General features: G+C 63.2%; 9 protein-coding genes and 1 tRNA gene. All 10 read right to left on the reverse strand.

What is annotated here, in order from left to right; all coding sequences use genetic code 11:
* Positions 1 to 10 precede the first annotated feature (10 nt).
* The 10 genes from rpsL to V9K93_RS04955 all read right to left on the reverse strand — a co-directional run bounded on the left by rpsL (position 11) and on the right by V9K93_RS04955 (position 13,390).
* Positions 11 to 385, reverse strand: a complete 375-nt coding sequence (gene rpsL / locus V9K93_RS04910) for a 30S ribosomal protein S12 (protein WP_004145320.1) — start codon at positions 383 to 385, stop codon at positions 11 to 13.
* 283 nt (positions 386 to 668) lie between these two features.
* Positions 669 to 4,892, reverse strand: coding sequence for a DNA-directed RNA polymerase subunit beta' (rpoC, locus tag V9K93_RS04915; protein WP_046988087.1), 4,224 nt, complete (start codon positions 4,890 to 4,892; stop codon positions 669 to 671).
* An 87-nt stretch (positions 4,893 to 4,979) separates the two neighbouring features.
* Entirely contained in the window at positions 4,980 to 9,134 is a 4,155-nt protein-coding gene (rpoB, locus tag V9K93_RS04920; RefSeq protein WP_046988086.1) for a DNA-directed RNA polymerase subunit beta, read from the reverse strand.
* Between the two features lie 364 nt (positions 9,135 to 9,498).
* Positions 9,499 to 9,867: a 50S ribosomal protein L7/L12 gene (gene rplL, locus V9K93_RS04925; protein WP_004145253.1), complete on the reverse strand. Its 369-nt coding sequence runs from the start codon at positions 9,865 to 9,867 to the stop codon at positions 9,499 to 9,501.
* Between the two features lie 63 nt (positions 9,868 to 9,930).
* The gene (gene rplJ, locus V9K93_RS04930) at positions 9,931 to 10,467 is read right to left on the reverse strand and encodes a 50S ribosomal protein L10 (protein WP_004145252.1); all 537 of its coding nucleotides are present in this window, start codon (positions 10,465 to 10,467) and stop codon (positions 9,931 to 9,933) included.
* Between the two features lie 384 nt (positions 10,468 to 10,851).
* Entirely contained in the window at positions 10,852 to 11,550 is a 699-nt protein-coding gene (rplA, locus tag V9K93_RS04935; protein ID WP_004145250.1) for a 50S ribosomal protein L1, read from the reverse strand.
* Positions 11,551 to 11,554: 4 nt separating this feature from the next.
* Complete coding sequence (gene rplK, locus V9K93_RS04940) at positions 11,555 to 11,983, reverse strand: 50S ribosomal protein L11 (protein WP_004145248.1); 429 nt, start codon at positions 11,981 to 11,983, stop codon at positions 11,555 to 11,557.
* 297 nt (positions 11,984 to 12,280) lie between these two features.
* Positions 12,281 to 12,841 carry a transcription termination/antitermination protein NusG gene (nusG, locus tag V9K93_RS04945; RefSeq protein ID WP_004145203.1) on the reverse strand — a complete coding sequence of 187 codons (561 nt, stop codon included), beginning with the start codon at positions 12,839 to 12,841 and terminating at the stop codon, positions 12,281 to 12,283.
* A gap of 10 nt (positions 12,842 to 12,851) precedes the next feature.
* Entirely contained in the window at positions 12,852 to 13,265 is a 414-nt protein-coding gene (gene secE / locus V9K93_RS04950) for a preprotein translocase subunit SecE (RefSeq protein ID WP_004145202.1), read from the reverse strand.
* A gap of 49 nt (positions 13,266 to 13,314) precedes the next feature.
* Positions 13,315 to 13,390, reverse strand: a tRNA-Trp gene (locus V9K93_RS04955).
* Positions 13,391 to 13,440 lie beyond the last annotated feature (50 nt).

The following is a 13,440-nucleotide window of genomic DNA, read 5'->3' on the forward strand; positions in this document are numbered from 1 at the left end:
TGCTCTCTCCTTAGGCCTTCGGACGCTTGGCGCCGTACTTGGAACGGGCCTGGCGACGCTTGGCGACGCCGGCGGCGTCGAGCGAGCCACGAACGGTGTGGTAACGCACACCCGGCAGATCCTTGACGCGACCGCCACGGATCAGGACCACGGAGTGCTCCTGCAGGTTGTGGCCTTCACCACCGATGTAGGAGATCACCTCTTCCTGGTTGGTCAGGCGAACCTTGGCAACCTTGCGCAGAGCCGAGTTCGGCTTCTTCGGAGTGGTGGTGTAAACGCGGGTGCAGACGCCACGGCGCTGCGGGCACTTGTCGAGCGCCGGCGAGGCACTCTTGTACGTAGTAGCTTGCCGCGGCTTGCGGACCAGCTGGTTAATCGTCGCCATCAGTAGGTTCTTCTGATTGGTGGCCGGAAATCCGGCCAGAGATGCGGAAATGTTAAAGCAGGCCAAAATTCTGGCCTGCTGAGACAGACGATTGTAGCAACCTGCCAGGAAAGCAGTCAAACGCCTCCTGTCAAGCCCGTTCCTGATCCTGGAACGTTACTGGGGGGCCTCCATGTACCCCGTTCAGGTTGGCAGGGTGGATCGCGGACGATCCCCCCTGCCCTTTCCCAATCCCATCGATGAACCGATGGGGTGGTCCGGCCTCTCGGCCGGACCTGATACCTCATTCTTCGCCAGACGCCTGTTCAGCTTCGGCTTCAACGGCCGGCGCCTCGACTGCAGCCGGGGTGCCGGTCAGGGCCTGCATCTCCGAGTCGGTCAGACCCGAAGCGCCGCGGCGGCGGTTGCTGTGGTACGACAGACCGGTACCGGCCGGGATCAGGCGGCCGACGATCACGTTTTCCTTCAGGCCGCGCAGGTTGTCCTTGGTGCCGCGGACGGCAGCCTCGGTCAGCACGCGGGTGGTCTCCTGGAAGGAGGCCGCCGAGATGAACGACTCGGTAGCCAGCGAGGCCTTGGTGATACCCAGCAGCACCGGATCGAAGCGGGCGATCAGCTCGTTGCGGGCACCGAGGCGTGCATTCTCCTCGATAACGCGCTGGCGTTCGACCTGTTCGCCGTTCAGGAACTTGCTGCTGCCCTGATCGGTGATCTCGACCTTGCGCAGCATCTGGCGGGTGATCACCTCGATGTGCTTGTCGTTGATCTTCACGCCCTGCAGGCGGTACACGTCCTGGATTTCCTTGACCAGGTAGGCAGCCAGCGGCTCGACACCCAGCAGGCGCAGGATGTCCTGCGGGCTCGGCTCGCCGTCCACGATGGTTTCGCCCTTGGTCACGTGTTCACCTTCGAACACGATCACCTGGCGGTACTTCGGAATCAGCTCTTCGTGCTCCGAACCATCGGTGTCCTTGATGATCAGGCGCTGCTTGCCCTTGGTGTCCTTGCCGAAGCTGATGATGCCCGAACGCTCGGCCAGCACCGCCGGATCCTTCGGCTTGCGCGCTTCGAACAGATCGGCCACGCGCGGCAGACCACCGGTGATGTCACGGGTCTTGGAGGCTTCCTGCGGGATCTTGGCAACCACGTCGCCCACGCCGACAGCGGCGCCGTCCTGCAGGTTGACGATCGAGCGCGGCGGCAGCAGGTACTGCGCCGGCAGATCGGTACCCGGAATGGTCAGGTCGTTGCCCTTGGCGTCGACGATGCGGACGATCGGGCGCAGATCCTTGGCCTGAGCGCCGCGGCGCTTCGGATCGGTGATCTCGCGCGAGGCCAGGCCAGTCAGCTCGTCGGTCTTCTCGATGACGGTGACGCCGTCGATGAAGTCGATGAAGCGGATGAAACCGGCCACTTCCGAAACGATCGGGTGGTTATGCGGATCCCAGTTGGCCACGGTCTGGCCAGCCTTCACTGCATCGCCATCCTTGGAGGCGATCATCGAGCCGTACGGCAGCTTGTAGCGCTCACGCTCACGGCCGTGAGCATCGAGCACCGAGATTTCGCCCGAACGCGACACTGCCACCAGCGAGCCATTGGCATGCTCGACCGACTTGAGGTTGCTGAACTTGACCGAGCCGGTGGTCTTGACGGTGATGTTGTCGACCGCAGCCGCACGCGACGCCGCACCACCGATGTGGAACGTACGCATGGTCAGCTGGGTACCCGGCTCACCGATGGACTGTGCGGCGATGACGCCGACCGCTTCACCGATGTTGACGATGTGGCCACGGGCCAGATCGCGGCCGTAGCAGCGACCGCAGACGCCGAAGGCGGATTCGCAGGAGATGGTCGAGCGGACCTTGATGGTCTGCACGCCGGCATCTTCCAGCTTGGCCACCCAGGCTTCGTCGAGCAGGGTGTTGCGGGTGACGATGGGATCTTCGTCGTTGCCCGGCAGGAACACGTCCTCGGCAACCACGCGACCCAGCACACGATCCTTCAACGGCTCGACCACGTCGCCGCCTTCCACGATCGGGGTCATGATCAGGCCTTCGGTGGTACCGCAATCCACCTCGGTGATCACCACGTCCTGCGCCACGTCGACCAGACGACGGGTCAGGTAACCCGAGTTCGCGGTCTTCAGCGCGGTATCGGCCAGACCCTTACGGGCACCGTGGGTGGAGTTGAAGTACTCCTGCACGTTCAGGCCTTCACGGAAGTTCGCCTTGATGGGCGTCTCGATGATCGAGCCATCCGGACGCGCCATCAGGCCGCGCATACCGGCCAGCTGACGAATCTGCGCCTGGCTACCACGGGCACCGGAGTCGGCCATGATGTACAGCGAGTTCATCGACTTCTGGTCGATGGTCTCGCCCTTGGCATTGACGACCTTCTCGGTACCGATGGTGTCCATCATCGCCTTGGCGATGCGCTCGTTGGTGCGCGACCAGATGTCGACCACCTTGTTGTAGCGCTCGCCAGCGGTGACCAGGCCCGACTGGTACTGCTCCTGGATTTCCAGCACTTCGGCTTCGGCCTCGGTGAGGATGCCCTTCTTCTCGTCCGGGATCAGCATGTCGTCGATGCCGATCGAGACGCCGGCGCGGGTCGCGTAGGCGAAGCCGGTGTACATCAGCTTGTCGGCGAACACGACCGTGTCCTTCAAGCCCAGCTGGCGGTAGCTGGAGTTGATCAGGCGGCTGATGTTCTTCTTGGTCAGCTCGGTGTTGGCCAGCGCGAACGGCAGGCCTTCCGGGAGGATTTCAGCCAGCAGGGCGCGACCGATCGTGGTGTCCACGATCGAGGTCTTGTTCTGCTTGATGCCGTCTTCGTCGGTCACCACCTCGGTGATGCGGACCTTGACGCGTGCGTGCAGTTCCACCACGCGGTTGTCGTAGGCGCGCTTGACTTCGGCGATGTTGGCGAAGGCCATGCCCTCGCCCTTCTTGTTTTCCAGCGAGCGGGTCATGTAGTACAGACCCAGCACGACGTCCTGCGACGGCACGATGATCGGCTCGCCGTTGGCCGGCGACAGGATGTTGTTGGTCGACATCATCAGCGCACGCGCTTCCAGCTGGGCTTCCAGCGAGAGCGGCACGTGGACGGCCATCTGGTCACCGTCGAAGTCGGCATTGAACGCGGTGCAGACCAGCGGGTGCAGCTGGATGGCCTTGCCTTCGATCAGCACCGGCTCGAACGCCTGGATGCCCAGACGGTGCAGGGTCGGCGCACGGTTCAGCATCACCGGATGTTCGCGGATGACCTCTTCCAGGATGTCCCAGACTTCGGCTTCTTCGCGCTCGACCAGCTTCTTGGCGGCCTTGATGGTGGTGGCCAGGCCACGACGCTGCAGCTTGGCGAACACGAACGGCTTGAACAGTTCGAGCGCCATCTTCTTCGGCAGGCCGCACTGGTGCAGGCGCAGGTACGGACCGACCACGATGACCGAACGGCCCGAGTAGTCGACGCGCTTGCCGAGCAGGTTCTGGCGGAAGCGGCCCTGCTTGCCCTTGATCATGTCGGCCAGCGACTTCAGCGGGCGCTTGTTGGTGCCGGTGATGGCACGGCCGCGACGGCCGTTGTCCAGCAGCGCATCGACCGATTCCTGCAGCATGCGCTTTTCATTGCGCACGATGATGTCCGGCGCGCTCAGTTCGAGCAGGCGGCGCAGGCGGTTGTTGCGGTTGATGACGCGGCGGTACAGGTCGTTCAGGTCGGAGGTCGCGAAGCGGCCGCCATCCAGCGGAACCAGCGGACGCAGGTCCGGCGGCAGCACCGGCAGCACGGTCATGACCATCCACTCCGGACGGTTGCCCGATTCCAGGAAGGCTTCGATCAGCTTGATGCGCTTGGTGAGGCGCTTGAGCTTGGTTTCCGAACCGGTGCTGGCGATTTCTTCGCGCAGGCGGGTCATTTCCGACTGCAGGTCGATGGTGCGCAGCAGCTCGTACACGGCCTCGGCGCCCATGGCGGCGTCGAAGTCGTCACCGTGCTCCTGGCGGGCCTGGAGGTACTGTTCTTCGGTCAGCAGCTGGCGGCGCTCCAGGGCGGTCAGGCCCGGCTCGGTCACCACGTACGCTTCGAAGTACAGCACGCGCTCGATGTCGCGCAGGGTCATGTCCAGCATCAGGCCGATGCGCGACGGCAGCGACTTCAGGAACCAGATGTGTGCGACCGGCGAAGCCAGGTCGATGTGGCCCATGCGCTCGCGGCGCACCTTGGCCAGGGTCACTTCGGTGCCGCACTTCTCGCACACGACACCACGGTGCTTCATGCGCTTGTACTTGCCGCACAGGCACTCGTAGTCCTTCACCGGGCCGAAGATGGCGGCGCAGAACAGGCCGTCACGTTCCGGCTTGAAGGTACGGTAGTTGATGGTTTCCGGCTTCTTCACTTCGCCGAAGGACCACGAACGGATCAGGTCCGGCGAGGCCAGCGCGATCTTGATCGCGTCGAAGTCCAGCGTCTGGCGCTGCTGGTTGAAGAGGTTGAGCAGGTCTTTCATGGTGTTCTCCAGAAGGAGGAATGCTGTGTCGATGGGCTTTCAGTTGACTGCCAGCGGCGCGGCGGCGGACCGCCGCGCCGGCATGGATCAGTTGTCTTCCAGTTCCATGTTGATGGCCAGCGAGCGGATTTCCTTCACGAGCACGTTGAAGGATTCCGGCATGCCCGCGACCATCTCGTGCTCACCGTCGACGATGTTCTTGTACATCTGGTTGCGGCCCTGCACGTCATCGGACTTCACCGTCAGCATTTCCTGCAGGGTGTAGGCCGCGCCGTAGGCTTCCAGCGCCCAGACTTCCATTTCACCGAAGCGCTGGCCGCCGAACTGCGCCTTGCCGCCCAGCGGCTGCTGGGTGACGAGCGAGTACGGACCGGTCGAACGCGCGTGCATCTTGTCGTCGACCAGGTGGTTCAGCTTCAGGTAGTGCATGTAACCGACGGTGGTGTGGCGATCGAACGCTTCACCGGTGCGGCCGTCGTACAGCTGGGTCTGGCCACTGCTCGGCAGGTCGGCCAGTTCCAGCATGCGCTTGATTTCCGCTTCGGTGGCGCCGTCGAACACCGGGGTGGCCATCGGCACGCCGTCGGTGAGGTTACGGGCCAGACGCAGCAGCTCCTCGTCGCTGAACTGCGACAGGTCGACACGGTTGGCCACGTTGGTGTCGTCGTGGTTGTAGATGTCGTCCAGGAACTTGCGCAGGTCGGCGACCGCAGCCTGGGCTTCCATCATCGCCTGGATCTTGCGACCCAGGCCCTTGGCTGCCCAGCCCAGGTGCACTTCCAGAATCTGGCCGATGTTCATACGCGACGGCACGCCCAGCGGGTTCAGCACGATGTCCACGGTTTCGCCCGAGGCCATGTACGGCATGTCCTCGACCGGCACCACGTTGGACACCACACCCTTGTTGCCGTGGCGGCCTGCCATCTTGTCGCCCGGCTGGATGCGGCGCTTCACGGCCAGGAACACCTTGACCATCTTCAGCACGCCCGGGGCGAGGTCATCGCCAGCAGTGATCTTGCCGCGCTTGTCGGCGAAACGACGCTCGAATTCCTTCTCGTGCGCCTGGATCTGCTTCTGGGCGCGCTCGATGGCTTCCGAAGCGTCTTCGTCCTTCATGCGCAGGGCGAACCAGTCAGCCTTCTTCAGGCCGTCCAGGAAGGCGTCGGTGATGACGTCGCCCTTCTTCAGGCTGGCGCCACCGTTGACCACCTTGCCCACGATCTGCGAACGCAGACGCATGTAGATGGCCGCTTCCAGGATGCGGAACTGGTCGTCGAAGTCCTTCTTGACGCGCTTGATTTCAGACTCTTCGATCTGACGGGCGCGCTTGTCCTTCTCGATGCCGTCGCGGGTGAAGACCTGCACATCGATGACGGTGCCGTCCATGCCCGGCGGCACGCGCAGCGAGCTGTCCTTCACGTCCGACGCCTTCTCGCCGAAGATCGCGCGCAGCAGCTTCTCTTCCGGGGTCAGCTGGCTTTCGCCCTTCGGGGTGACCTTGCCGACCATGATGTCGCCGGCGCGGACTTCGGCACCGATGTACACCACGCCGCTTTCGTCCAGGCGGTTCAGCGCCTGCTCGGAAACGTTCGGGATGTCGGCGGAGATTTCCTCCGGCCCCAGCTTGGTATCACGCGCGACGCAGGTCAGCTCTTCGATGTGGATCGTGGTGTAGCGATCCTCTTCCACCACGCGCTCGGAAAGCAGGATGGAGTCTTCGAAGTTGTAGCCGTTCCACGGCATGAACGCGATCAGCATGTTCTGGCCCAGAGCCAGTTCGCCGATGTCGGTGGACGGACCGTCGGCCAGCACATCGCCGCGGGCGATGATGTCACCCACCTGGACCAGCGGACGCTGGTTGATGCAGGTGTTCTGGTTCGAACGGGTGTACTTGACCAGGTTGTAGATGTCGACGCCGGCGTCGGTGGCACCGACGATTTCTTCCTCGACCACCTTGACCACGATGCGGGCGGCATCGATCTGCACGATCTCGCCACCACGACGGGCGTTCACGGTCACACCGGAGTCACGCGCCACGGCGCGCTCGATGCCGGTACCGACCAGCGGCTTCTGCGCACGCAGGGTCGGCACGGCCTGACGCTGCATGTTGGCGCCCATCAGTGCACGGTTGGCGTCATCGTGCTCCAGGAACGGAACCAGCGCGGCCGCGATCGACACGGTCTGCATCGGCGACACGTCCATGAAGTGGACTTCCGCCGGCGGCTTCAGCAGCGATTCGCCCTGGAAGCGGCAAGGAACGAACTGTTCGGTCAGCACGCTGTCGGCATTGGTCAGCGCGTTGGCCTGCGCAATGACGTACTCGTTTTCTTCGATGGCCGACAGGAACTCGACTTCGTCATAGACCTTGCCGTCCACGACCTTGCGGTACGGGGTCTCGAGGAAACCGTACTGGTTGGTGCGGGCGTACACGGCCAGCGAGTTGATCAGGCCGATGTTCGGGCCTTCCGGGGTTTCGATGGTGCAGACGCGGCCGTAATGGGTCGGGTGCACGTCGCGCACTTCGAAGCCGGCGCGCTCACGGGTCAGACCGCCCGGCCCCAGGGCCGAGACGCGACGCTTGTGCGTGACTTCCGACAGCGGGTTGTTCTGATCCATGAACTGCGACAGCTGCGAGGAGCCGAAGAATTCCTTGATCGCCGCAGCCACCGGCTTGGCGTTGATCAGCTCCTGCGGAGTCAGGCCTTCCGACTCCGCCATCGACAGGCGTTCCTTGACCGCGCGCTCGACGCGGACCAGGCCCACGCGGAACACGTTCTCGGCCATTTCACCGACCGAACGCACGCGACGGTTGCCCAGGTGATCGATGTCATCGACCACGCCGCGACCGTTGCGGATCTCGGTCAGGACCTTGATCACGTCCAGGATGTCCGAGCTGTCGCCGTGGGCGGCAACCAGGCGCTTGGACTCTTCGTCGTTGCGCTCGCCGTAGTACTTGCGGTCGTACAGCACGGCTTCGCCGGTGGTTTCCTTGCGGCCCACGCGACGGTTGAACTTCATGCGGCCGACCGCAGACAGGTCGTAGCGCTCGAAGGTGAAGAACAGGTTGTGGAACAGGTTCTGCGCGGCGTCCTTGGTCGGCGGTTCGCCCGGACGCATCATGCGGTAGATCTCGACCAGGGCTTCCAGCTGGGTCTTGGTCGGGTCGATGCGCAGGGTGTTGGACAGGTACGGGCCACGATCCAGATCGTTCACCCACAGGGTGCCCACGGCATCCACACCGGCCTTGCGGAAGGCCTGCAGCTGCTCGTCGGTGATCTCGTCGTTGGCCTGGGCCAGCAGTTCGCCGGTCGAAGCATCGACCACGTCGTGCGACAGGATGCGGCCGACGATGTAGTCGTCCGGCACGGCCAGGGCGGCGATGCCCGAGGCTTCCAGCTGCTTGATGTGGCGCGCGGTGATGCGCTTGCCGGCTTCCACGATGACCTTGTCGCCGTCGGCGAGGTCGAAGCCCAGGGTTTCGCCGCGCAGGCGCTCCGGCACCAGCTCCAGCTGGACGCCTTCATCCGGGTTGATGTGGAAGGTGTTGATCTCGAAGAACTCGGCCAGCATCTCTTCGTTGCTGTAGCCCAGCGCACGCAGCAGGATCGACACCGGCAGCTTGCGGCGACGGTCGATACGGGTGAACAGCGCGTCCTTCGGGTCGAACTCGAAGTCCAGCCAGGAGCCGCGGTAAGGAATGATGCGGGCGCTGTACAGCAGCTTGCCCGAGCTGTGGGTCTTGCCACGGTCGTGATCGAAGAACACGCCCGGCGAACGGTGCAGCTGCGAGACGATGACGCGCTCGGTGCCGTTGACGATGAAGGTGCCGTTTTCGGTCATCAGCGGGATTTCGCCCAGATAGACCTCCTGCTCCTTCACGTACTTGATGGCCTTGGTCGACGACTCACGGTCGTAGATCACCAGGCGCACGGTCACGCGCAGCGGCGCGCCGTAGCTCATGCCACGCTGGCGGCACTCACGCTCGTCGAAGACCGGTTCGCCCAGCTTGTAGCCGACGTATTCCAGGGCAGCATTGCCGCTGTAGCTGGCGATCGGGAAGACCGACTTCAGCGCAGCGTGCAGGCCGTGGTCCGTGCGCTTGGCCGGATCGACGTTTTCCTGCAGGAATTCACGGTAGGAATCCACCTGGATGGCGAGCAGGAACGGCACTTCGAGAATCGAACGCTGCTTGCCGAAATCCTTGCGGATACGCTTTTTTTCGGTGAACGAATAGGACGTCATGAGGTCTTCCACCTTGTTGTGCGGATCGTGCGCCCACGATCCGAAGGGAACTTGAAATTGTCAGTTGGAAGTCGCTGGTATTGCCGGCACCAGCACGCCTTCTCCCGCTACTTCCAACTGCCAACTCGTCTGCTACCACGCCCCTGCTGCCGCGCTCCGCGCTGGCTTGCCGGGGTTTGACTGCAGCCCGTGTTGGGCTTTTTTCTGCATCTGGAACGGTAGAGTCGACTGTTAGTCGACCTTTTTCACAGCAGTCGACTAACAGTCGACTCTACCCGCACCGCAACAACGACCAAAGGCCGGGGGCTTACGCCCCCAGCCTTGGCTGCATCGCCGTGAATCGATGACGATGCAAAGGAAGTGCTTACTTGACTTCGACAGTCGCGCCAGCAGCTTCCAGGTCCTTCTTCATCTTCTCGGCTTCGTCCTTCGAAGCGGCATCCTTCAGGACGCCACCGGCTTCGGCCAGGTCCTTCGCTTCCTTCAGGCCCAGGCCGGTGATGGCGCGGACGGCCTTGATGACTTCGACCTTCTTGTCGCCGGCCGACTTCAGGGTGACGGTGAACTCGGTCTGCTCTTCAACAGCAGCGGCCGGGCCAGCGGCAGCAGCCACGGCAACCGGAGCAGCGGCGGAGACGCCGAACTTCTCTTCGATGGCCTTGACCAGCTCCATCACTTCCATCAGGGACTTCTCGGCGATGGCGTCGACGATCTGTTCGTTGGTAAGGGACATGATTAATACCTTTGGATGATTTTCTGGGTTGAGGTTCCGTCAGGAACCACGGTAAGTCGAAACTCAGGCGGTCTCGGCGGCCGGCTCAGCAGCGTCGGCGGCGACGTCGCCACCATTCTGCTTGTCGCCAATTGCCTTGATGGCGCGGGCGAACATCGTGACCGGCTCGGTCAGGACGCGGGCCAGCATTGCCAGGGCCTGGTCGCGGGTCGGCAGCGAGGCCAGCACGTCGACATGGCTTGCCGGGAACACTTCACCACCGATGGCGACGACCTTAGCCTTCAGCTTGTCGTTGCCCTTGGCAGCTTCCTTGATCAGGCGACCGGCTGCGCCGGGCTCCTCAAGCGAGAACGCGTACAGCAGCGGACCAACCATCTGGTCCTGGGCGACTGCGAACTCGGTGCCTTCAACGGCGCGCGAAGCCAGGGTGTTCTTGACAACCTTCAAGAAAACACCGGTTTCACGAGCCTGCTTGCGCATCGCGGTCATCTGGGCGACCGTGGTGCCAGCGTATTCGGCTGCGATCAAGGAGTGGGCCTTGGCGGCGATGTCTGCCAGCTCGGCGACTACTTCTTGCTTCTGGGACAGATTGAGAGCCATTGCACTCCTCCTATTGAACTCCGCTTACGGCTCCTGCCGTGTGCGGTCCTGTGCAGCATCCGTCCTGGACGCCGGGAACATCGGAATGATGCTCCGGGGGGTGGGCCGTTCCAGACCTGGAGGCAATCAGGGAAATCCCAGACATGCGTGAACCAGAAAAACTCCAGAAGGGCACCATCTACGCAGGGTGATTCCGGGGAATCGATTAAGCGCTCATGACTGCTCCGGCGGCGACTCCCTGCCAGTTCGAGCTTCCGTGCCCGTCGCCGGTATTGCCATGACCGCGCCTGCGGTCTTTGACGGCTACCACCGGCGATGTGCTGCCGGCGATGCCTTCAAATGTCACGGTCACGGCACCCAGGGCACCGTGACCGCTTGAAACAATTACTTCAGGGTCAGCGACGACTGGTCGACGGTGACGCCCGGGCCCATCGTCGAGCTGACCGAAACCTTCTGCAGGTAGGTGCCCTTCGAGGTGGCCGGCTTGGCCTTGATCAGGTCCAGCAGCAGCGCGGTCAGGTTCGACTTCAGCGCGTCTTCGGCGAAGTCGGCCTTGCCGATGGTGCAATGGATGATGCCGGCCTTGTCGGTGCGGTAGCGCACCTGACCCGACTTGGCATTCTTCACGGCTTCACCCGGGTTCGGGGAAACGGTGCCGACCTTCGGGTTCGGCATCAGGCCGCGCGGGCCCAGCACGGTGCCCAGCTTACCGACAACGCGCATGGCATCCGGGGTCGCGATGACGACGTCGTAGTTCAGATCGCCGGCCTGCATCTTCTCGGCCAGATCGTCCATACCGACGGCTTCGGCGCCAGCGGCCAGGGCTTCGTCAGCCTTGGCACCGGCCGGAGCGAACACGGCGACGCGGACCGACTTGCCGGTACCAGCCGGCAGCACGGTGGAGCCACGGACCTGCTGGTCGGACTTCTTCGCATCGACGCCCAGGCGCACGGACACGTCGATCGACTCGACGAACTTGGCCTTGGTGGCGGTCTTCAGGATGTTGATCGCGTCCTCGAAGGCGTATGCCTTGCCCGGAACGACAGCGGCCTTGATGGCCTTCTCACGCTTGGTCTGTGCCATCTTCTTAACCCTCCACCACGAGGCCCATGGAACGGGCAGAGCCAGCGATGGTACGCACGGCGGCGTCCAGGTCGGCGGCAGTCAGATCCGGTTCCTTCGCCTTGGCGATCTCTTCCAGCTGCTTACGGGTGACCTTGCCGACCTTCTCGGTGTTCGGGCGCTTGGAGCCCGACGAGATGCCAGCGGCCTTCTTCAGCAGAGTGGTGGCCGGGGTGCTCTTGGTGATGAAGGTGAACGTACGGTCCGAGTAGGCCGTGATGATCACCGGAACCGGCAGACCCGGCTCGAGCTTCTGCGTGGCAGCGTTGAACGCCTTGCAGAATTCCATGATGTTCAGGCCGCGCTGACCCAGCGCAGGACCGACCGGCGGCGAGGGGTTGGCCTGACCGGCCTTCACCTGCAGCTTGATGTAACCGACAACTTTCTTTGCCATGAGTATGCTCTCCGGGTGCTAGCGCCTTGCGACAACAGGCTCCCCATCGGACCGGGAATCACGCGTCCCGGCATCGCGTTTTGAAATCATGCTGAAGGCCACCTTGCGGCGGCCTCGTCCTGCTGGCTTCCCAGCGGGGAGCCGCGCACTATATCAGGTTTTTTCTTCACATGCCTGAAGCGGCACATAAACGAAGGAAACCGGGCAAGGCCCGGTTCCTTCTGTAGAGTCGAGCCATGCTCGACTGCACCGCCATCCAGACTCCGCAGTCGAGCATGGCTCGACTCTACAGCCGGATCAGACGGCCTTTTCGACCTGGCCGAACTCGAGCTCGACCGGAGTGGCACGACCGAAGATCAGCACCGAGACGCGCAGACGGCTCTTCTCGTAATTGACTTCTTCGACCACGCCATTGAAATCGTTGAACGGACCGTCGGTGACACGGACCATCTGGCCCGGCTCGAACAGCACCTTCGGACGCGGCTTCTCGACACCTTCCTGAACGCGATTCAGGATGGCTTCGGCCTCGGAATCGGCGATCGGCAGCGGACGATCGGCGGTACCGCCGATGAAGCCCATGACGCGCGGGGTTTCCTTGACCAGGTGCCAGCTTTCGTTGTCGATGCGCGGAATGCCCGCCTCTTCGTGGGTCTCGATCTGGACCAGCACGTAACCCGGGAAGAACTTGCGCTCGGAGCGGCGCTTCTGGCCGGCGCGCATCTCGATCACTTCCTCGGTCGGAACCAGGACGTCGCCGAAGCGCTCTTCCATGCCGTCACGGACGATGCGATCGCGCAGGGCCTGCGCCACCGACTTCTCGAAGCCCGAATAGGCGTGAACGACGTACCAACGCTTCATGCAATTCTCCTTAGCGGCTCAGGAACCACTGAGTCAGTTTCTGGATCAGGAAGTCGAAGCCACCCAGCAGCAGGCTGAGGATAAGGACCACGACGATCACGACCCAGGTCATGCGGACGGCTTCCTGGCGCGTCGGCCAGACAACCTTGCGCAGTTCAAAGCGCGACTCGGAGAGGAATTCGCGGGTGTCGCGCCCCTTGCCGGTCAGCATGAACACGCCGATACCGCCAACCAGACCGACCACAACCGCCAACGCACGCAGCTGACCCGCCCACGCACCCAGCTGGGCGGCGCGACCGGAGTCGGCGGAGAACCAGAACCAGACGAACAGACCCGCCAGCACCAGCAGTGATGCGGCAACGTACTTGACGATATCCCCGCCGTTGGCGGAGTTGTCCTTGGAATGTTCGATCTTGCTATTCATCCGGCTGTGTCTGCTTTAGCGGCCCAGGCCGCTGGATAAGGTGGGCAGATGGCACGCCAGGAGGGACTCGAACCCCCAACCTGCGGTTTTGGAGACCGCTGCTCTGCCAATTGAGCTACTGGCGTACGTGATAAAACTTGCCTTCCCTTAGACGGCGAAGGCGGACCGAGGTTCC

This window comes from Stenotrophomonas sp. CCNWLW162 (assembly GCF_037203745.1).
Lineage (GTDB): Bacteria > Pseudomonadota > Gammaproteobacteria > Xanthomonadales > Xanthomonadaceae > Stenotrophomonas > Stenotrophomonas maltophilia_AQ.

Excerpts from the sequence above, each read along its gene's own strand:
- rpsL (WP_004145320.1), bottom strand. The coding sequence starts at position 385 with ATGGCGACGATTAACCAGCTGGTCCGCAAGCCGCGGCAAGCTACTACG.
- rpoC (WP_046988087.1), bottom strand. The coding sequence starts at position 4,892 with ATGAAAGACCTGCTCAACCTCTTCAACCAGCAGCGCCAGACGCTGGAC.
- rpoB (WP_046988086.1), bottom strand. The coding sequence starts at position 9,134 with ATGACGTCCTATTCGTTCACCGAAAAAAAGCGTATCCGCAAGGATTTC.
- rplL (WP_004145253.1), bottom strand. The coding sequence starts at position 9,867 with ATGTCCCTTACCAACGAACAGATCGTCGACGCCATCGCCGAGAAGTCC.
- rplJ (WP_004145252.1), bottom strand. The coding sequence starts at position 10,467 with ATGGCTCTCAATCTGTCCCAGAAGCAAGAAGTAGTCGCCGAGCTGGCA.
- rplA (WP_004145250.1), bottom strand. The coding sequence starts at position 11,550 with ATGGCACAGACCAAGCGTGAGAAGGCCATCAAGGCCGCTGTCGTTCCG.
- rplK (WP_004145248.1), bottom strand. The coding sequence starts at position 11,983 with ATGGCAAAGAAAGTTGTCGGTTACATCAAGCTGCAGGTGAAGGCCGGT.
- nusG (WP_004145203.1), bottom strand. The coding sequence starts at position 12,841 with ATGAAGCGTTGGTACGTCGTTCACGCCTATTCGGGCTTCGAGAAGTCG.
- secE (WP_004145202.1), bottom strand. The coding sequence starts at position 13,265 with ATGAATAGCAAGATCGAACATTCCAAGGACAACTCCGCCAACGGCGGG.